Origin of the sequence: Niastella yeongjuensis, assembly GCF_900110245.1 — a bacterium.
In the GTDB taxonomy this organism is placed as follows: Bacteria; Bacteroidota; Bacteroidia; order Chitinophagales; family Chitinophagaceae; genus Niastella; species Niastella yeongjuensis.
Genome location: NZ_FOCZ01000015.1, coordinates 107638 through 126678, shown reverse-complemented (window position 1 = coordinate 126678; position 19041 = coordinate 107638). Strand labels below are relative to the sequence as shown.

Annotated in this window: 15 protein-coding genes; 10 read left to right on the top strand and 5 right to left on the bottom strand. The window is 45.4% G+C overall.

The annotated features are described in order from the left end of the window. The first annotated feature begins 170 nt into the window (after positions 1-170). Positions 171-683 (top strand): hypothetical protein, encoded by a 513-nt coding sequence (locus tag BMX95_RS28810; protein WP_133053900.1) that lies wholly within the window; start codon positions 171-173, stop codon positions 681-683. On the opposite strand, the gene BMX95_RS28805 is transcribed toward BMX95_RS28810, so the two are convergent. Both BMX95_RS28805 and BMX95_RS28800 read right to left on the bottom strand, forming a co-directional pair. Then, entirely contained in the window at positions 680-1078 is a 399-nt protein-coding gene (locus tag BMX95_RS28805) for a DUF4267 domain-containing protein (RefSeq protein ID WP_081200031.1), read from the bottom strand. The genes BMX95_RS28810 and BMX95_RS28805 overlap by 4 nt on opposite strands. A 62-nt stretch (positions 1079-1140) precedes the next feature. Continuing rightward, positions 1141-1713 carry a Crp/Fnr family transcriptional regulator gene (locus BMX95_RS28800; RefSeq protein ID WP_081200033.1) on the bottom strand — a complete coding sequence of 191 codons (573 nt, stop codon included), beginning with the start codon at positions 1711-1713 and terminating at the stop codon, positions 1141-1143. Between the two features lie 88 nt (positions 1714-1801). Between BMX95_RS28800 and BMX95_RS28795 the strand changes: the two genes are divergently transcribed. The 4 genes from BMX95_RS28795 to BMX95_RS28780 all read left to right on the top strand — a co-directional run bounded on the left by BMX95_RS28795 (position 1802) and on the right by BMX95_RS28780 (position 5348). Further along, the gene (locus BMX95_RS28795) at positions 1802-2623 is read left to right on the top strand and encodes a helix-turn-helix domain-containing protein (protein ID WP_081200035.1); all 822 of its coding nucleotides are present in this window, start codon (positions 1802-1804) and stop codon (positions 2621-2623) included. Between the two features lie 68 nt (positions 2624-2691). Beyond that, positions 2692-3342: an HD domain-containing protein gene (locus BMX95_RS28790; RefSeq protein WP_081200037.1), complete on the top strand. Its 651-nt coding sequence runs from the start codon at positions 2692-2694 to the stop codon at positions 3340-3342. A gap of 66 nt (positions 3343-3408) precedes the next feature. Next, the gene (locus BMX95_RS28785; RefSeq protein ID WP_081200039.1) at positions 3409-4371 is read left to right on the top strand and encodes an SRPBCC family protein; all 963 of its coding nucleotides are present in this window, start codon (positions 3409-3411) and stop codon (positions 4369-4371) included. Positions 4372-4475: 104 nt separating this feature from the next. Beyond that, on the top strand, positions 4476-5348 hold the full coding sequence (locus BMX95_RS28780; RefSeq protein ID WP_081200041.1) for a pirin family protein: 873 nt from the start codon (positions 4476-4478) through the stop codon (positions 5346-5348). A 31-nt stretch (positions 5349-5379) separates the two neighbouring features. On the opposite strand, the gene BMX95_RS28775 is transcribed toward BMX95_RS28780, so the two are convergent. Then, positions 5380-5688 (bottom strand): antibiotic biosynthesis monooxygenase family protein, encoded by a 309-nt coding sequence (locus tag BMX95_RS28775; protein WP_081200043.1) that lies wholly within the window; start codon positions 5686-5688, stop codon positions 5380-5382. A 258-nt stretch (positions 5689-5946) separates the two neighbouring features. Then, on the bottom strand, positions 5947-6738 hold the full coding sequence (xth, locus tag BMX95_RS28770; protein ID WP_242673117.1) for an exodeoxyribonuclease III: 792 nt from the start codon (positions 6736-6738) through the stop codon (positions 5947-5949). Positions 6739-6910: 172 nt separating this feature from the next. Here xth and BMX95_RS28765 point away from each other — a divergent pair, with 172 nt between their 5' ends. The 3 genes from BMX95_RS28765 to BMX95_RS28755 all read left to right on the top strand — a co-directional run bounded on the left by BMX95_RS28765 (position 6911) and on the right by BMX95_RS28755 (position 9201). Beyond that, complete coding sequence (locus BMX95_RS28765; RefSeq protein WP_081200045.1) at positions 6911-7642, top strand: hypothetical protein; 732 nt, start codon at positions 6911-6913, stop codon at positions 7640-7642. A 30-nt stretch (positions 7643-7672) separates the two neighbouring features. Next, complete coding sequence (locus BMX95_RS28760) at positions 7673-8134, top strand: YbhB/YbcL family Raf kinase inhibitor-like protein (RefSeq protein WP_081200221.1); 462 nt, start codon at positions 7673-7675, stop codon at positions 8132-8134. Between the two features lie 62 nt (positions 8135-8196). After that, positions 8197-9201 carry a metallophosphoesterase gene (locus tag BMX95_RS28755; RefSeq protein ID WP_081200047.1) on the top strand — a complete coding sequence of 335 codons (1005 nt, stop codon included), beginning with the start codon at positions 8197-8199 and terminating at the stop codon, positions 9199-9201. An 85-nt stretch (positions 9202-9286) separates the two neighbouring features. Here BMX95_RS28755 and BMX95_RS28750 read toward each other — a convergent pair whose 3' ends face one another. Continuing rightward, positions 9287-13438 (bottom strand): sugar-binding protein, encoded by a 4152-nt coding sequence (locus BMX95_RS28750; protein ID WP_081200049.1) that lies wholly within the window; start codon positions 13436-13438, stop codon positions 9287-9289. Between the two features lie 442 nt (positions 13439-13880). Between BMX95_RS28750 and BMX95_RS28745 the strand changes: the two genes are divergently transcribed. Beyond that, the gene (locus tag BMX95_RS28745; RefSeq protein WP_242673118.1) at positions 13881-15512 is read left to right on the top strand and encodes a DUF6377 domain-containing protein; all 1632 of its coding nucleotides are present in this window, start codon (positions 13881-13883) and stop codon (positions 15510-15512) included. A 352-nt stretch (positions 15513-15864) separates the two neighbouring features. Continuing rightward, the gene (locus BMX95_RS28740; RefSeq protein WP_081200054.1) at positions 15865-19020 is read left to right on the top strand and encodes a SusC/RagA family TonB-linked outer membrane protein; all 3156 of its coding nucleotides are present in this window, start codon (positions 15865-15867) and stop codon (positions 19018-19020) included. Positions 19021-19041 lie beyond the last annotated feature (21 nt).

Sequence of the window (19041 nt, the reverse complement as noted above, 5' to 3'; positions counted from 1 at the left end):
ACATCCCATTTTGGCAATCAACAATTATTAAAAATATCGTATACTAGCAGAAATTTAGGTGCATATTGGTAAGGCTGGTAACGATCATACTTATTTGCTTTGTCTGGACCCGGGCGCATTCGCAGGACACGGTCTTTTTAAAAGTGCATTTTCTTTATGGTTCCAAACCCTTGAAAAAGTATAAGGAAACAGAACGGAAATGGTTTGGTGGTGTTTTAGGAGGGCATGTAGGCATTGAAGGCGATAGTGACCGAATTGTAAACTTCCTGAAAAAAGGGAAGCTGCATTGGTTTGCAAAAAAGAAAAACAGGCACAGCCGGTATGGCGTTCATACGGAAAAACAATTCTATTCCCTGTTTCGATACAATCCCGATAGTGTAAAAAAAGCAGTTGTTTACATTCACATAACCCACCAGCAGAAACAGCAATTCGACAGCATTACGGCCGCTTATTTAAAGGAAACGCCCTACGACTATGCGTTTATAGGAATGCGTTGCGGCGCGGCTGCATACGATATTCTGGGCCAGTTGAACATTTTACCCCGCTATAGTTATGGCAAAACTTACCGGAAGATCTTTTATCCCAAAAAATTAAGAAAACGCGTGTTAAAAAAAGCAGCCAGCAATGGCTGGCTGGTGGTTCGGCAAAACGGGTCAACAACACGTAAATGGGAAAGGGATTAAACCTTTTTTTCAACTTTTACCCGTATATAATAAATCCCAAGCAGGATGGCTATGATCACTGCAGAAAGGTGGGGGTAGAGGGCAGCCGTTTGAACAGTGGGTTGTAAAGCTACTATGCTCATATCAGTGGCGGGGATTATGACCGCACACAACGACAGGATACCTAATGCGCGGTATTGACGGGCAAGCAGCAACGCGGTCAATATCAATCCTGAGAAGATATCACGTATACCCTTGATATAATGGAAAGAGAAATTGCTGCCGGTATTAACCTGAATGCCAAAGGCGTGTTCTGCTGCTACAGGGACGAAGAAGAAACGGGCGCCGATAAAAATAAGACCAAGGCCGGTCAATAAACAGATCCAGTACGCGATAGTGTGGGTGATTTTTTTCATTGCATTATGTTTATACTGCAAATGTCATCTCCCGTTTAAACTTTTTCGTGCACCCAGGTTAATTAACGCAGGGAAAGCCTTTTTCTGATCCGGCTGAGCGACTGCGGTTTCACTCCAACACAGGATGCTATATAATACTGGGGAATACGTTGTTGCAGATCGGGATGGGTCTGCAGCAGTTTTTCGTAACGTTGTTCGGGGGTATCTGAGTAAAAAGAATTGAGGTTTTGCAAAGCCTGTACAAAAACCTGTTCCATGATCAACCGGCCCATGCGCTCCCCATTGGCCATAGTGGCATACAGGCGGTTCAGGTTATCGTAAGAGATCACATAGGCTGTTGTATCTTCCAGCGCTTCTATGCTTTTAAGTGAAGGTATTTGCGGTACAAAACTTTCGTAATTGCTCACAAACTCGTATTCCCTGGCAAAATAGAAGGTTTTTTCTTCGCCGTCCCGGGTTAGGAAATAGCGCATCAGGCCTTTACTAATGAAACCTACCTGCCGGCAAACTTTTCCTTCCAGTAAAAAGGGTTCTCCTTTTTTAAACTGTTTTTCAGTAAAAAGCGTGGCAATGATTTCCTTTTCAGGTTCTCCAACCGGAACAAAAAAGGCAAGGCTGTTGAACAGAGCTTCCATAGGGTTAAAGATAATAAATGGAAGGCATTATATGGAAAAGTGTAATGTCGGTCGAAGATTGTAGCTTTATCGGGTAAAACTACTTTCCATGCAGATCAGGGATGTATTTACCATTGAACAATTCCGGGACAAATGTTTTGAACCCAAAGAACTAACCGGGGAACATTTTAACAAAATACTGGTTATTGAAAAGGGAAGGGGCGAACTGGAACTGGCCAATGCGCCTTATACCATGTCAAAAGGCATGGTGTACCTGATCTGTAAGGATAAGTCCGTTGTATTTGGAGAGAATGTTATCAGTGGTTATTTAGTTCAATTTGATGAATCGTTCTGGCAAAAGACCCCGCTCAGTGCCAACAACTGCAAGGAAGTACTGTTCAACAGAAGCCTGGATAGTTATACCCTTCATCCCGATAAACAACACTTCGATCACCTGCTCGAATTGCTGGAGCTCACCGTTAGTGATTTTGAATTGCCCGACTATTCCAATAAACCCGATGTGCTGGCAGCCTACCTGAAAGTGATCATCATAAAAATGGCCAATATTCATTTTTTGCTTAAGGCCGATACCCCTTCCTATGACAGCAAATTGTTTGAACGGTTTGTGGCCCTCATCAATGAAAAGGGTAACAGCATTCATAAAGTAGACGACTATGCCGAGGCATTGGGTGTTACTACCCGCAAACTCTCTGACCTGTGTAAGGGCAGGGGTAAGAATGCCAAAAAAATGATCCTGCAACACCTGGTTAATGAAGCAAAAAAAGACCTGCAGTTTACTTCCCGCTCCATCAAGGAGATCGCCGGTCAGCTGCATTTTTCGAATCCTTACCAGTTCAGTAATTTTTTCAAAAATCAAACGGGATATAGTCCCAATCAGTACCGCGACCAGTTTGTAAAAATTGGTATCTGATATGTAATTTCTGGTATTTTCCAACTACACGCTGCCGAATAGCTTTGTATAAAATAAAAGCAAAGTATATGTCAGTAAACAGACCAAAGGCAGTAGCGGGTATTACCATTCCCGACAGTGCTATTGCAAAACAAGCCACCGAGCTTTTGCTGGAACATGGCACTGAATTCATTTACAACCACTCGTTAAGGGTATTTGTATTTGCCTCTTTAAATGGCCGGAACAGAAAGTTGCCATTCGATCCGGAGTTGTTGTATGTGAGTGCCATTTTTCATGACCTGGGGCTTACCCCGCATTACAGCAGTGCCGATAAAAGATTTGAAGTAGATGGCGCCAATGCGGCCCGTGCCTTTTTGAAAGAACAGGGATTGCCCGCATCGACACAGCAGCTGGTTTGGGATTCCATTGCGCTGCATACTACTATTGGGGTGGCAGAATATAAAGAACCGGAAGTTGCGTTGCTGTATTCCGGCGTTGGTTTGGATGTAATGGGTGAAGGATATGAGGATCTGTCTGCGGAGAACCGGGAAGCCATTATCAAACAATTCCCCCGTGATGGTTTTAAAAAGAACATCATTCCTACTTTCTTTGATGGGTTTAAACATAAAACGGATACTACTTTTGGTAATATCAAGGCGGATGTGTGTGCGTTTATGATCCCTGGTTTTCAACGGAAAAACTTTTGTGATTGTATTTTGCAATCACCCTGGAGTGAGTAGGGCAGGCACTAAATAAATTTTCGAAAAAGAGTACTTTCGTGTTCACTCATACGTTAATTTATTACTATGAGAACAGTGGTACTCTTTTTTACAAGAAGCCTGGGCGTTATTGCCGGGACCATATACGCGCTGGTACTTCGACTGGTTTTTAATATCAATGGAGAAGATGCGCCTTTTAGCCTTTTTACGGTAACCTTTATTTGGGTAACACCCGTTGTGATAGGGATCATCCCTTTGTTTTTTGCATCGAAAGAGCTGCTTCAAAAAAGTTATGTTTTTCGCATAGGCAGCCCCATCCTGACTGTTACTGTGTTTTTCCTCTTGTGTTTTCTAACAAGGATAGAAGACATCATCTGTCTTTGGATCATCCTGATCCCCTATGTTGTAGCTGCAGCGTTTGCCGGTTTTATTGCAGGGGAAATAATAGTTAAAATAAAAGACAAAAAGAGCACCTTATATTCCATTGTATTGCTGCCTTTTATTGTTTCACCCATTGAACAACAATTCAAAACCACGGTTGAAAATTATAAGGTTGTTACCAAAGTGATCATCCGGGCAAGTCCGGAGGTTATCTGGAATAATATTATCCGGGTGTCCCAAATTAAAGAATCAGAGTACACCCGGGGTTTTTTCAACTATGCTGGTATTCCCCGGCCGCTTTATGCAGAACTGAACAAAGATACCCTGGGAGGTACCCGGGTGGGACATTTTGAGGGCGGATTGCAATTCGTTGAAAAGGTAATAAGCTGGGACCGGAACAGGCATATAGGATTCAATATTTCAGTGGTACCATCCACCATCAGAAAAACTGTTTTTGACCAGCATATTTTAAAAGGTAATTACTTTAAATTCCTTCAGGCAGATTATAATTTAACCGTTTTACCAGATGGGAGAACCGAGCTGGCATTGAGCTCATCTTATCAGTTGAACAGCCACCTCAATTGGTATGGTTCCTACTATGGTAACCAGCTTTTAACCGACTTTCAGGAGAGATTATTACAGGTTATTAAAAACAGGTGTGACCGGTAATATGCCCGCTCCGCCATCACTTCCTTTTAGTATAGCGCTGCGTAAAGCGACAAATTACTTGCGTAAATTTGTGTAGTATTTAATACTTCATAAAATTACAGGTTATGGCAATTGTAAGAGAATTGTTAAGAATAGAAAACCCCGAAGGTGAGCCTGGTTTTCTGGGTGCAGGACATATTGCGCGGCCGTTGATGAATGGTGATTACTCACAAACTGATCCGTTCATTTTACTGATGGACGATTTTCTGAATAAGAAAGATACTACTCCGGCAGGCGGTCCCCATCCCCATGCGGGTTTTGAAACCGTAACGCTCGTTTTGGATGGCGAGTTAGGTGCTGACGATCATAAATTGAAAAGCGGTGACTTTCAGCTCATGACAGCCGGCAGTGGGGTAGTACATACCGAGGTGATTGATAAACCCGGTAGTATGCGCATTCTGCAGTTATGGTTCAATCTTGGCCGGGAAAACCGCAAGGCCGAGCCCCGGTTGCAGGACCTTCCCCTGGCGCATGTACCAGTTGTTAATGAAAACGGAACGCAGATAAAATTGTACAGCGGAACACTCGCGGGCGTTACATCGCCGGTTCAAAACTACGTGCCCCTGATCATTGCTGATATTGTCATGAAGCAGGGGGCAACGACTGTACAACAGTTACCTGCTAACTATAATACATTCCTGTATGTACTGGAAGGTTCAGTACAGGTAGGTGAAAATAAAACCCGGCTGTACAAAGACCAGGTAGGCTGGTTGAATCTTTTTGATCAGGAAGGGGAAAGCGAATTGCGGTTAACGACAGACGATGAGAACACGCGGTTTGTTCTATATGCAGGAAAGCCCTTGCATGAGCACATTGTTTCCCATGGTCCTTTTATTGCCGACAACTCCGAGGAAATTGTGCAACTGTATAGGGAATACCGGCAGGGTAAAATGAAAGATATCTCAACGGTGCCGGAAGCACAGCATTATAAATGGTAAAAGTAAAAAGGGCCCGCGGGCCCTTTTTACTTTAATGCGCGTGTTCAAGAATGCTTTCAGTTGTGTATACTTTCAATACTGGTTTTTTAGCAAAGTCTTTTTTTATCTTCTCTACAAGTTCCTTGTATTTACCACTGCTTTCATAGGCATCCGAATCTGCTTTGGTTTCCCAGGTTGTCATTGAAATATACTCATCCGAATTGTCCATAGGTTCAAGCAATCTGCAATCGAGATTACCTTTTTGAACTTTTACAACAGGCACTACTTCTTCGCGGTAAATTTTTTTAGCCTGATCTACATTTTCTTTCGTGAAACTGATGTAGGTGAGTCGGACAATCATAAAACCTCCTGTTTTTTAAGATGAATAAAAATGAATTACCAGGTTAGATTCCAGACTGTGCGGATTGGTTAAGGACGCGTGTAAAAGGAAGTGATCGAAGATTTAAGTTACAACTAAAATTTATATGATGGCGTAGACACCAGGGGAAACTTTGCTTAGTTTCATCAATTCCCCCTGATCTCCAGGCTTGTTATTGCAAAGAACAGCAAATCGCAATGGCCAAAATAGCGTATTGAGATGCTTATTCTTCTCACTGAGTTAGTCTTTGAGTTCGATCCATACGGGTGCATGGTCGCTTGATTTTTCCCAACCTCGTACATCGCGGTCAACCCCTGCAGAATGCAGTCGTTTTTCTATTGCAGGATTTAATAAAAAATGATCGATGCGAAGACCCGCGTTTCGTTCGTAGGCATTCCGGAAATAATCCCAGAACGTATAGATGGTATCGTTAGGGTATAATTTTCGGATGGCGTCGGTCCAGCCCTGGTCAACGAGTTTTTTAAAGGCTGCGCGGGTTTCGGGGCGGAAAAGCGCGTCGTTTACCCAGCGTTCGGGTTTATATACGTCCTTTTCCGTGGGCATTACGTTATAATCGCCGGTAAGGATAACAGGCTTCTTTGATTTTAACAGTCCGGCGGCATAAGTGGTAAGGCGTTCAAACCAGGCCAGTTTATAATCGAACTTGGGACCGGGCGCGGGGTTGCCATTGGGTAAATACAGGCAACCAAGGGTAATGTCGTTCACTGTAGCTTCAATATAGCGGCTGTGTACATCGTCCGGGTCGCCGGGGAGGCCTCTTTGCGTTTCAACGGGTAGCCCGTACTTAGATAGGATAGCTACGCCATTCCAGCTTTTTTGCCCGTGCCAGATGGCATGATACCCTGCCTCTGAGATGGCTTTTTCAGGAAATTTCTCCTGCGGCGCCTTCAATTCCTGCAAACAAACCACGTCCGGCGAACTTTCATGCAGCCAACGGAGCAGCACAGGCAGGCGCCCGTTTACCCCGTTCACATTATAGGTAGCTATTTTCATGCTGTTATTCCTTTGCATCGAAATTAAGGATTGTAAAGAAATTCATAATAGTTTGGGCTGCCTTATCAATAAAAATTTGGGGCATAAAACTTGTGTCTACTTCCGTGCATGATGTTGTGTACTGTACCCCGGCAATGTTCATAAAGACCTTTTGGCCCAACCGATTCGCTCATTTGTTAAAAATTATTTTATGGATATTCCTCAAGGGAAGTCACGGCCATTTCCCGCAGTAGCCATTGTGCTGGTATTACTTGTTCTTTGTGTTATTCCCGGTCAGTTATTAGTGGCCAAACAATTTCCCAACATTGCCGGACGTGTTCAAATCAGTCCAAGCGTTGTATTCCTGGATATTCCGGTTCGCATTCCGCTCGACATCGATATGATCATAGTTCCCGCATTGTTTTTTCTTATCTATCCATTGGTGATTGCATTTTCTCCTTCCCGGCGCCAGGTATTGCAACGGATAAGAGCAGCGTTTTCCGGATTGTTTATTTTATTGGTTTGTATACTGGCCGGCGGACTGATCTATTACCTGGTGCAGGACCGGCTCACTAAACAGGTGCTAACTGGCATCAACTCCTTTGGATTAAATGCAGACATCCATCTTCCATACCCCGGTTATGAGACCATTCATTTACGGGGAAGCCTGATCGTATTTGTATGTTGTTTGATCGGGCTGTTTATTTTCCTTCGCAAAATAAGAAAAACGCCCGTGGAGGGGCTTACCCGGGAACAACGTATGACGCCGTATGAACGGATGTTGCGCGACCGCCGCATGCCGGTGAAACAACCGCAGCAGCGTACAATAATTGAAACATCCCCAATAACTATTCAGACAAATTCAAACAGGCAGTCGGGTTTATGTTATTGCCAGCCGGTTATCCGGTTAAAACCGGAAGCGTTGTATTATATGCCGGTATAAAAATTGATGCGTTTAAGGAAAGTGACCATTATGGCAACAACAGCAATCCGGCAGCTTGAGGTCTCAAGCCCTGCTTTCAAAGCAGATGGAGACATTCCTGCCAAATATACCTGCGACGGAGAAAGCATCAATCCGCCGCTGCAAATCAATAATATACCTGAGAATACGCAGTCACTCGCCCTGATAGTGGAAGACCCCGATGCGCCAAAAGGTACGTACGATCATTGGGTGGTATGGAATATAAAACCCGCAGTACACATTCATGAACATTCAAACCCCGGTATTTCGGGCAATAACTCTGCAGGCAAAACCGGTTATCATCCGCCTTGTCCGCCCAATGGCTCCCATCGTTATTATTTCCATGTGTATGCCCTGGACCGGGAACTCGATCTAATGCATGGGGATTCTAAAGAAAACTTATTACAAGCCATGAAACCGCATCTGCTTGCAGAAGGGACCATTATGGGCAGGTATGAGCGGCAGGCGAAATAACACTGTTGGGGATTATTAAGTATTATTTCTATCTTGGCTGCAATTGATAGAATGATACACCTATGAGAAAATTTATTGTTGGCGATATTCATGGCTGTTATGATGAATTGATGGAGCTGGTAGAAAAGATTGGTTTAACGGATGATGACCTGCTTGTTTCTTTGGGCGATATTGTTGACCGGGGAAATAAATCAAAGGAAGTATATGAGTACTTTTTGAACCGGCCCAATAGCGTGGTGCTAATGGGAAACCATGAAAGAAAACACCAGAACGGGGTGCTGAGTTATGCGCAGGAAATTGTAAAGGTTCAGCTGGGTAATGCCTATGAAGGATTTTTACAGTGGCTGAATGGACTTGCTTATTATTATGAAACCGGGGAAGCCCTTATTATTCACGCCTTTTTTGAACACGATCAGGAACTTACAAAACAGAAACAGGAAGTACTGAGCGGTTCAACCGCAGGCGATAGATACCTGGAAAAGAAATATCCCGAAGGTTCCTCCTGGACAGATTTTTATACAGGTGTAAAACCCATCATTTACGGACATCGGGTAGTAGGGGACCAGCCCAAAGTTACCAATAACACTTATGGCATCGATACCGGCGCCTGTCATGGAAATTATTTAACCGCTATTGAATTGCCCGGTTTTATAATTCACCAGGTAAAAGCAGCAACCGATTACTGGAAGGAACAACAAAAGACCTGGCAGATCCCCGTATTAAAAGCAAAGAACTGGCAGGAAATGCCATTTGCCGATATCGACAAACAACTGGAAAAGCTGGCTTATATAGAAGATAGGGAGATCGTAAATTACCTGGATGGCATCAGGAACTGGAAAAACGGGTTGCTGGATGCCTACGTGCCAATCAAAGCGCAAATCGATCAATTTACCAAAGGGCTGTTGGAAGCACATCCCGGGAATTTTAGTCAGGAAGCCAACAAGCATCTTTTCAAAACCTATTTATTTAAAAGCAGGTCGAACAACCTCACTATTGAAGACCTGCAAAAGGGGTTGAATACGCCTAATAAAGTAACAGCAATAAAGAAGGCATTAAATATGGGCTGATGAAAGGCGCCGAGTTGCAGTAATGATGATAATAAAACAGCGTCCCGATTTACCGGGACGCTGTTGCGTTTTATACCTGTAGTATTTATTTTATCAATAACTTTTTATTGATCAGGCGGGAATCTGATTCAAACCTGACCATATACAATCCTTTGGGCAGGGTTTGCAAATACAGCGGTATGCGTAACTGGCCTTTGGTAGAATATACCAGGTGACCGGCCAGATCGAATACCCTGATGGTGCCTGTTTCACTTCCACCGGAGATGATGGCGGTTGCGTTTCCGTTGCTAACGGGGTTGGGCACTATCTGCAGGTGGTTGTCATTGGCAATACGCAGGTTTTGTTCAACCAGGTTATTTACCAGGGCAGCTGCTGTGCTTTCCAGTGTAAGGGTGCCGAAAGGAGCCGTATTCTGGTAATTGTTGATGGTGCCCATCCATACAGCCTGGGCATCGCGGTCGCCGCCATTGTCGTCGTCGTCATTGGCAATGTCGAATCCTATTTGTTTGCCAGCAGTGGGGGTAATACCCAGTTGCGACCAGGGAATACTCATTTCAATCGCATAGCCGCCACTGATGGCTGCCCAGGCGTGTTGCACGCCGGTAACTCCCGTTTTGCTGAACAGCGAACCATTGTTCCAGGCTTTTATAAACTGGTTATCGAAGCCATCGTACGTAGTGAGTTTATTGTTATTGGCATCGATGAATATTTCAATGGCATCGTTGTTCCAGGGATCGGGTGAATCATTGCTGAGAGTATTGTCGAGCACTTTGGCTGCTATGTACAGGTTGTTATTGTCCCACAAGGCACCAAAGGTGACAGTGTTATTCGGGGTGCCGATCACAGTTTTGCCGGCACTGTTATTCAACATCCAGGCTGCTTCGTTGATTACGCCATCGATGGTAATAGTGCCGCCTGCAGGATAGCTGTGTACCACGTTTACTGAGGCCCCTACTGAAACCGACACATTATCACTGGCTGTTAAAGTACCATCGCTTACTGTTAACTGGAATACATAGGTATTGCCATCTGCCAGTGCTGATACAGCTATATTGGCGGTATTGGCGCCGGAGAGGGTAGCTGTGGGGCCACTTACCTGTGTCCAGCTGTAGGTTACTGTATTGCCTTCGGGGTCGGTACCTGTTCCATGCAGGGTAACACTTGTAGTACCTGCATTCAGGTTGGTATCGGCGCCTGCATTGGCAACGGGCGGCTGGTTGCCGCTTCCGCTGCAACTGGTCATGTATACGGTACCAAACACTGCAGGGTTTTGAAAAGCAGTAGTGTTGGTGGCAAAGGTGGTTGTTTGTGCATCGCGGGTGCCACCATTGTCGTCATCGTCTATCTGCACATCGAGGCCAATGGCTTTTCCAATGGCCGGAGTAGTGCCGATGGTTGTCCAGGGGATGGCTATTTCAGCGGTATAACCGGAACCGGTGGCATACATCCTGAAGTTGATACCAGTAGTATTCGTTACTGAATTACCACCCGTATGTACAGTATTGTCATTCCAGCGGAAGCCATACTGAAAGTCGTTGGCACCATCGTACGTTGTTCCCTTGCTGTTGTTGCCATCGATAAAGATCTCCACTACATCATCTTCCCACCAGCTGGGACCGGAATCGCTCATGCGGGTAGCATCGTTTACTTCTACCAGCAGGTACAGGTTGTTGTTATCATACAACGCCCGCCATTTCCCGCTATAATCTGCCGGCCGGCTTCCCAGTACTACCTGGTTTATATTGGCAACTGGCACCGCGGCCCAGGCCGCTTCTATGTTTTGATCGATCACGGGTGCAGTACCATTGACCAGTCCGATAACCGGCGCAGTACAGGGTGGGTTGTCGTTATCATTGATGCTGATCACAGCTACTGTATCCGGCCCCAGTTTGTAGCCAGTGCCAGGCAACAGGGTGAGCCTGATAGTTTCTGTACCCTCAAACTGGGTATCATCAACCGGTGTGATCGTGATTGTCTGCGAAAGCTGCGAAGGGGTGAGCGTAATAGTTCCGCTCAGGGCCGGGTTGGCGATATAGTCGCCTGCGGTGGCGGTGCCACTAATGGCATAGTGTATGGTAGCTGACTGGGTAATGCCGGCAGTACTAATAGTAAAAGAACCGGTATTGCCGCCTTCACCGGCAGTTTCATCAGTGGCCTTTACATTCACGGCGGGGCTGACCGAGATATTTTTAGTGGCGGTTTTATTACCATCACCAGATGTTACCGTAATGGTAGCTGAACCGATGCCTGCTGCCGTAATTTTTCCTGTAGCATCAACGGTAACTACCGCGGAATTGCTGGTGCTCCAGCTTACTGTTTTATTGGTGGCATCGGCCGGAATAATTACCGGGGTTAGCTGAACCGTTTGGTTCAACGCCAGGGTGGTATCACCTGCCGGACTAATACTTACACCCGTAACCGGTACATTCACGTTTTGAAAAATAAGCTGAAAACCGGAGTTGCGATTTATAAAAGTACCCGATTCTGCATCGGTAACAGAGAGGTTGTTAAACGTCATGCCCTGTGAGCTGGCATCGCAGTAAATGCCAAAACCGCCATAAACGTCTGCCGGTATATCGCGGGTCACCGGGTCTTTACCGGTTCCATTGATGGTTGTATTGGTAAATACAATATGATGCAGGTTATTACCGCTGATGCGAATGGCATCGCGTTGGGAATTAAGAATAGTGGTATTATCGAACTGCATGTTAGAAATACCAGAACCTGCAAAGAATTCAATAGCACCGCGCATCTGGTTCCATAGGTCGTAACTGGTTCCGCAGTTTTCAATGGTATTCTCATACAAATGGATAACGTCGCCGGGATACTCAAAGGTAAAACCAGCGAAATCATTGGTGAAACGGATACCCGAACCGCCCACACCATCTTTAATGTAGTTGTGGTGCACCTGGTGACCGGTTCCGCCAAAGATGGCAATGCTGCCCGCCCGCCAGTTGTTTTCAATGGTATTGTTGCTAAAAGTATTGTTGCGTTCCTGCACCGAGCCCTGTACATCGCTGGCAGGCCACATGGCCAGTCCATCATCTCCATTGTTACGCAGGCTGCATTGGGTTACCGTAGAACTGGAAGTGCCCACGCAGAAATTAACCCCATCGGCATAGTTGTTCCTGATGCGGCAATTGGCGATGGTGAGGTTACGGGTAACATCAACCGGGTAGGGGGCGTCATAACCACCTATCCAGAAACCACATTCAAAATGTTCTACCCAAATATCATGGATACTGGAACCATTGCCATAGGTACCCATAAAACCTTTGTAAATTTTGTATTTCTGTCCATCGCGGGGATTGGCTTCATCATATTTTAACCGGTCGTTATTGGCGGTGCCTAAGGTGAAATTCGAGATCTCAACGCCACTGCTGCGGGCCAGTATACCACCATAAAACTGTTTGTCGGTACTGAAATACACCTGGGTATACCACACACCGGCGCCGGTTATTTTCATATTGGTCACATTCAGCATTATCTTATCGCTTAATAAAAAACGGCCAGCCGGGATGTATACATTTTTGCCCTGGGTTTTAGCGGCGGCAATACAGCTATTAAAAGCAGCGTAATCATCGTTGGCATCATTGGCTACCGCGCCAAAATCTGTTACACTCAAATAGTTTGCAGGCAGAGTAATGGCTGCAGGCACAGGTTCCAGCTCAACAAAATCGACCCCGTAAGTGAGTCCATCACCGTTAGTTTTTTGAATTTTAATGGTATCGCCGGAATTTATCGTATTCGTAACGGTAAAATGCACTTCATCAAAACGCATAAATGTTTTGGTGCGGGGCGTTTGGTAAGGGTCACCTTCGCCACCCACATCAAAATACTGATAGGCCCAATAAGAACTGAGGTCAATGGTTTTTACCAGCACGTTGTTTACATACAGGTTTAAGGAACCGGTTTGTCCGGTGCCGGAACTGTTATCGGGCATGGTAAACCGCAGGTTTACACCCCGGGCGGCGGCAGTCGTTTTCCATTGTACGAAGGAACCGTTGGATGGCAGGCTTACATATTTTTGGTTGGAAGCTTCGGATGCAATGTCCGATTGAACAAACTGTACCGAGGATTGCAACGAAGCGCTGCCGCCTACACTGCCGTTTTCCGCCTCATAGCGGGTGTAGGGCATGTTGTTGGCGCCTCTGGGCAGCCCGTCACTTTGCGCCAGCATACAAAGCGGCGCCTGACAGGCTATCAGTAAAGCAAGTTGAGATACAATTTTTTTCATAATTAAATGGATCTGGTTTTATGGCTGGTTCGGCTAACCGCATAGGATAGCCTGCACCCGGCCGGTGTTTTAATGATATGGCAATGATCAGTTGTCAGGAGCTATAATTTTAGCAGCCTGGTCAGTTAAAGAAGGTGTTGGATGATATAACAGGGGGTATACGGGGCGAGCGCAAAATGCAAAATGCGAAACGCGATAAACGTTAGGCTTGTAAACTAATCAAGTGACCTGCCAAAGCCAAAAAGTATAATGGTATTTTATAAAATTGGGGAAAAGTTCAATGTCTTTTTACAAAAATCATTGTGTTAATCAATCAATTAATAGAACAGCTGATTTTTTTGAATATAATCGTAATATAACAACGTGATGGGGAAATGCCGATTTGGATTTCACTCCTTTCTGCTTTAGTTTTGGTAAAAGCCCCATTTGCCATAACGATCATATGAAGAAATTGCTGCTGCTTTCCGCCTGCCTGTTTTTTTTCTGTAACCAGTATGCCCAAACGGATTCGCTGACCCGTTCCCTGAAACAATTGAATGAAGTATTACAGCGTCAGCCTGAGTTTGATCAAAAGAAACAGGCCAATATCGACGCATTTAAAAAATTACTGGCTGCCACCAATACCGATAACCTGCCGGCATTATTCAAAGCATACGAAAACCTGTACAGCGCGTACCGGGTATTTCAGTATGATTCTGCCTACAACTACGCCAAAAAAATGCTGGCTGTGGCGCTTCGCCTTAATGAGCCGGCCCTGATCAACTATGCCCGCATTAAGATGGGTTTCTCCATGCTGTCGTCTGGTATGTATAAAGAAACGCTCGATTCACTGGCTGCCATTCAGATCAGTGCCGTACCGGACAGCTGCCGTGCCGAATATTACGCGCTGATGGGAAGGTATTATTACGACCTCGGGGATTATGATAAAGACCAGTACCATACGCCCCGGTACAATGAGAAAGGTGCCCAGTACCTCGATTCTGCCCTGGCGCTTTGGGAAAAGGATTCGCACGACTATTTATATTATGAAGGACTGAAAGAATTGAAATCAGGCAACCGGGTAGATGCCAAACGGAATTTTGAAAAGTTGCTGGCGCGTTCGGGTCTTACCCCACACCAGGTAGCCATTACGGCTTCCACGTTGAGCGATCTGTATATTCAAAACGGGGATAATGATCAGGCCATTCTGTTGCTCATCAAAGCGGTGATAGCCGACGTACGATCCAGTACTAAAGAAACCTCAGCTGCCTTTATTCTTTCTACCTTATTATATAAGAAAGCCGATATTAAAAACGCATCGGTTTGCATAAACCAGGCTTTTTCCGACGCCGTATTCTTTGGTGCCCGCCAGCGAAAGGTACAGGTGGGTGATGTGCTGCCCCTGATTGAAGCACAGAAATATGCCATGGTAGAACAACAAAAAACAAAACTGCTGTGGTATGCCGGACTGGTAACTTTTTTATTGCTGCTGGTAATAGCCCTCATCATTATCGTGTTCAAACAACTGGAAAAGCTAAAGCGTGCGCAGAAAGCCATTCTGGAAGCGCACCATAATATGCAGGAGGCGAACCGGCGGTTATCGGAAACGAATGAAAAGTTAAACGACGCCAACAAGATAAAAGAAGAGTATATAGGCTATTTCTTTAATGTTAATTCGGAGTTCTTCGATAAGATTGAACGGTTCAAGAAATCGATTGACCAGAAACTAACCGACCGCAAATACGAAGAGATCCGGTTCCTGGTAAACAATATCAACCTGAAAAGGGAAAAAGAAGATCTGTTGAAACACTTCGACCGGGCCTTTTTGAAACTGTTTCCCAATTTTGTAGCCGAGTTCAATGACCTGTTCAAACCGGAGGACCGCATAGAGCTGGAGGATAATGAACTACTCAATACCGACCTGCGCATTTTTGCCCTGGCCCGCATGGGGATCCATGAAAACGAAAAGATCGCGCATATCCTGCAATATTCCGTTAATACGATCAATACCTACAAAACGCGCATCCGCAATAAGTCGATAGTGCCGAATGAAGAATTCGAAAAGAAGGTTATGCAGATAAAGACTATCGATTGAGATCTGTTACCAGTTGCCAGTTACCGGTTACCGGTTGCCGGTCTCCGGTTTCCCGTTGCGCGGCCATCAGTTCGCGAAAATAGAAGGCCATGCATTTAATGATTAGTCTCGAATAAAAACCTGGAACCTGCCACTTTTGAACAGGATTTTACTTACTTGATCGATATATTCATTCAGAATATATATGTTCATAACCGCCTGCCTGTAAGTTACTTACAATATTGGTTAGCCGCTTTTAGGGCAATATTTCCTATACTTTAGCTATATATTTTGCCAACGCCCGCGGCTAATTCTTTTTTTGACTTCGCTTGCAAGAACAACTCATTCATCTCAATCCAAAAATTAACAGTTTATGCAAAGAAAGCGATTGCTTCTCCACCTGTGGTGCGGCTTTGTATTACTACTGGTTTGTCAAGCCAGTTATGCCCAGCCCAGGTCTGTTACCGGCACCGTAACAGATGAAAAAGGCGCTCCCTTACCGGGCGCGACCATTACGGCCAAAGGCGCCAAAAACAACACTACCTCCAATACTTCAGGAAAATTTGAAGTGGCCGTGCCTGAAGGGGTGAATGCCCTCGTATTTTCCTTTATTGGCTACGAAACAAAAGAGGTGCCCCTTGTTAAAGGCAGTAACCAGCTGGACGTTGTGCTTAAAACAACCGAATCGAGTCTTGAATCGATTGTAGTGGTTGGTTATGGTACCCAAAAGCGGGCAGACGTAACCGGTGCAGTGGGTTCTGTAAAAGGAGAAATTATCAAGAACATGCCGGTTACCAATGTTACCGATGCGCTGCAGGGCAGGGTAGCAGGGGTAGAGGTCATTAAATCATCGGGTAGCCCTGATGCCGGTTCTACCATCATCATCCGCGGGCTTTCCTCATTACACCAGCCAACGCCTTTGTACATCGTTGATGGGGTTAGAACCAATGGCGATAACCTCAATGTGCAGGATATTGCTACCATCGATATCCTGAAAGATGCCAGCGCTGCTGCCATTTATGGATCTGCAGCTGCCGGCGGGGTGATCGTGGTCACTACAAAAAAAGGTGCTTCCGCAAAACCTGCCATTAATCTCAATGCACGGGGTGGCGTTACCAAACCCAAGCTCATCCCGCTGCTGAATAAAGCGCAATACATCAACCTGCAGAATATTCTGCACCCAGCCTTTTTTGCAGGCGCCAATCGCATCGATACGCTGGCCAATACCGACTGGACGGATGCGCTGTATCGCGATGCGTCGGAAATGAATTACAATCTGTCCATCGCCGGTTCTTCCCCCGTGGTGAATTATCTGTTGTCGGGGTTTTACAATAAACAGAAAGGGATCTATATAAAGAACTACTCCAATATTGGCGGCGCCAGGATCAATACGGAATATAAGCTGACGCCTTTTTTAAAGATAGGCGAACAACTTTCTTTATCACAACGTAAAACAGCCCCGCCGGTTGGTAGTGAAGCGCAATTGCACAATGCGCCCTTCAGAACATTACCGATCATTCCCATAAAAAATGCTGATGGATCTTATGGCGTAGTGCCATCGGGCTACGGTGGTTTACAATTCGGTGGCCCCAACCCGGTAGGTGCAGCAGAAGCGGCCGATGCCATCAACTTTAAAAATAACCTGCAGGGAAATGTGTATGCTGAAGTGAAACTGCCGCTGCACCTCACCTTCAGGACCAATATAAGTTATGCGTATTACGATGAGTCGCAGGACTATTACCAGGGTACGTATAATTTCGGAACGGTGGTCAACAACGTGAATTCGCTCACCCGTACGGCTATAAAAAGCAGTCAGTTGTTGACGAACTATGTACTTACGTACGATCAGGCATTTGGTGGTCATGCCATCAATGCCATTGCCGGGTTTGAACAGATCACCAACAAGTATCGCAACATCAATGCCTTTCAGAGTTATGTAGGAAGACCCGGTTATTCCTTTGTACAAACTTCGCAATCTTCTGCAACGATTGCAGGGAAGGATGATAACCAGGGTTTGATAAAGTCATTTTTTGGCCGGATCAACTATAATTACAAAGGCCGTTATTACCTCACTGGTTCCGTACGGCAGGATGCCAACTTCACGGTGTTCGGGCCTAATAAACAACGCGGGGTGTTCAGTGCTTTCTCAGCCGGCTGGAATATCAGTGAAGAAAATTTCTTTGCTCCTTTAAGATCAGCAGTAAACCGGTTGAAGCTGCGTGGTAGTTACGGTACGCTGGGTAATAGCAATATTCCGCCTTATACCTATATGGCTACGTACAGTTCATTTGCCGGTCCCAATGGATTGGGTTCTTTATCGGGTACGAACTTTGCGCCTGGCGGCCCGCTCGATATTGGGGTTACCGTTAATGCCATTCCCAACCCCGACCTGCATTGGGAAACCGTATATGAAACCAACCTGGGGTTAGATGGAGAAGCGCTGAACGGGAAAGCCTATTTCACGGTTGAATATTATAACCGCGATACAAAAGATATGTTGTATGCGCTGCCGGTTGCCCTGAGCGCAGGTTATACGGCACCTTATTTTACCAATATTGGTAAAGTGAACAGCAAAGGTGTCGACATCTTGTTGGGCTATCGCGGAAAGGTGGCTGATTTTGGCTTCGACGTTAGTGTAAATGGCGGGTTCAATAAAAACAAAGTGATCGACCTGAATGGTATTGCCAACGATCAATTGTTTGATGGCTATAACTATTATTCTACCGGCGATGCAGGTTTTACTGTAATGCCCAACCAAAGCATTACCATTACCAAAGCCGGATTGCCTTTTGGTTCCTTTTATGGATACAAGGTGCTTGGCATGTTTAAAAGTGATGCGGAAGCAGCTGCGGCTACTGCTCAACCCGGTGCAAAAGCCGGTGACCTGATCTTTGCGCACGATAGTAAAAATGGCGCTACCCTGTCGCCCGATGATCGCCAGGTGATCGGTAATCCCAATCCGAAGTTTGTGTATGGGGCCAATATCCGGCTTACCTATAAAGGATTTGATGCCTCCCTGTTATTCAATGGCGTGGCTGGTGTCGATATCTTCAATGGCGTAAAAGCCTATGAAATGTATCCATTCTCTGATGGCAATACTACCAGCAAAGTATTTGGCGCTTCTTTCCTGGGCAATAACCAGCTTACTGGTCAGCCCCGCCTGGGTATAAAGAATAACGATGGTACATTCACACTCGATCCTAATAAGAACTACACGTCTGTAAACAGCTACTTTGTAGAGAAAGGCGATTACCTGAAGCTGAAAAATCTGCAGGTGGGTTATACGTTCAGCCAGCCGGTGTTGCAAAAGGCAGGGATCAAAACCGTACGCGTATTTGTAATGGCCAACAACCTGTTTGTTATTACGAAGTATTCCGGGCTCGATCCTGAATTGGGAAGCGCTTATTCTGCTGCAGCTATGTCGGGTTTTGTGGGCAATGCCATTGGTGTTACCACCCGCGGTTTGGATGCTGTATCGCAGTATCCGCAGGTGAAATTATATTCAGCTGGCATCGATATAAATTTTTAGAGACGAAGCACGAAATCAAGG

Coding starts and splice junctions, on each gene's coding strand:
- BMX95_RS28805 (WP_081200031.1), bottom strand. CDS start 1,078: ATGAAAAAAATCACCCACACTATCGCGTACTGGATCTGTTTATTGACC.
- BMX95_RS28765 (WP_081200045.1), top strand. CDS start 6,911: ATGGATATTCCTCAAGGGAAGTCACGGCCATTTCCCGCAGTAGCCATT.
- BMX95_RS28785 (WP_081200039.1), top strand. CDS start 3,409: ATGAGAACAGTGGTACTCTTTTTTACAAGAAGCCTGGGCGTTATTGCC.
- BMX95_RS28775 (WP_081200043.1), bottom strand. CDS start 5,688: ATGATTGTCCGACTCACCTACATCAGTTTCACGAAAGAAAATGTAGAT.
- BMX95_RS28780 (WP_081200041.1), top strand. CDS start 4,476: ATGGCAATTGTAAGAGAATTGTTAAGAATAGAAAACCCCGAAGGTGAG.
- BMX95_RS28795 (WP_081200035.1), top strand. CDS start 1,802: ATGCAGATCAGGGATGTATTTACCATTGAACAATTCCGGGACAAATGT.
- xth (WP_242673117.1), bottom strand. CDS start 6,738: ATGCAAAGGAATAACAGCATGAAAATAGCTACCTATAATGTGAACGGG.
- BMX95_RS28800 (WP_081200033.1), bottom strand. CDS start 1,713: ATGGAAGCTCTGTTCAACAGCCTTGCCTTTTTTGTTCCGGTTGGAGAA.
- BMX95_RS28740 (WP_081200054.1), top strand. CDS start 15,865: ATGCAAAGAAAGCGATTGCTTCTCCACCTGTGGTGCGGCTTTGTATTA.
- BMX95_RS28760 (WP_081200221.1), top strand. CDS start 7,673: ATGGCAACAACAGCAATCCGGCAGCTTGAGGTCTCAAGCCCTGCTTTC.
- BMX95_RS28790 (WP_081200037.1), top strand. CDS start 2,692: ATGTCAGTAAACAGACCAAAGGCAGTAGCGGGTATTACCATTCCCGAC.
- BMX95_RS28745 (WP_242673118.1), top strand. CDS start 13,881: ATGAAGAAATTGCTGCTGCTTTCCGCCTGCCTGTTTTTTTTCTGTAAC.
- BMX95_RS28755 (WP_081200047.1), top strand. CDS start 8,197: ATGAGAAAATTTATTGTTGGCGATATTCATGGCTGTTATGATGAATTG.
- BMX95_RS28750 (WP_081200049.1), bottom strand. CDS start 13,438: ATGAAAAAAATTGTATCTCAACTTGCTTTACTGATAGCCTGTCAGGCG.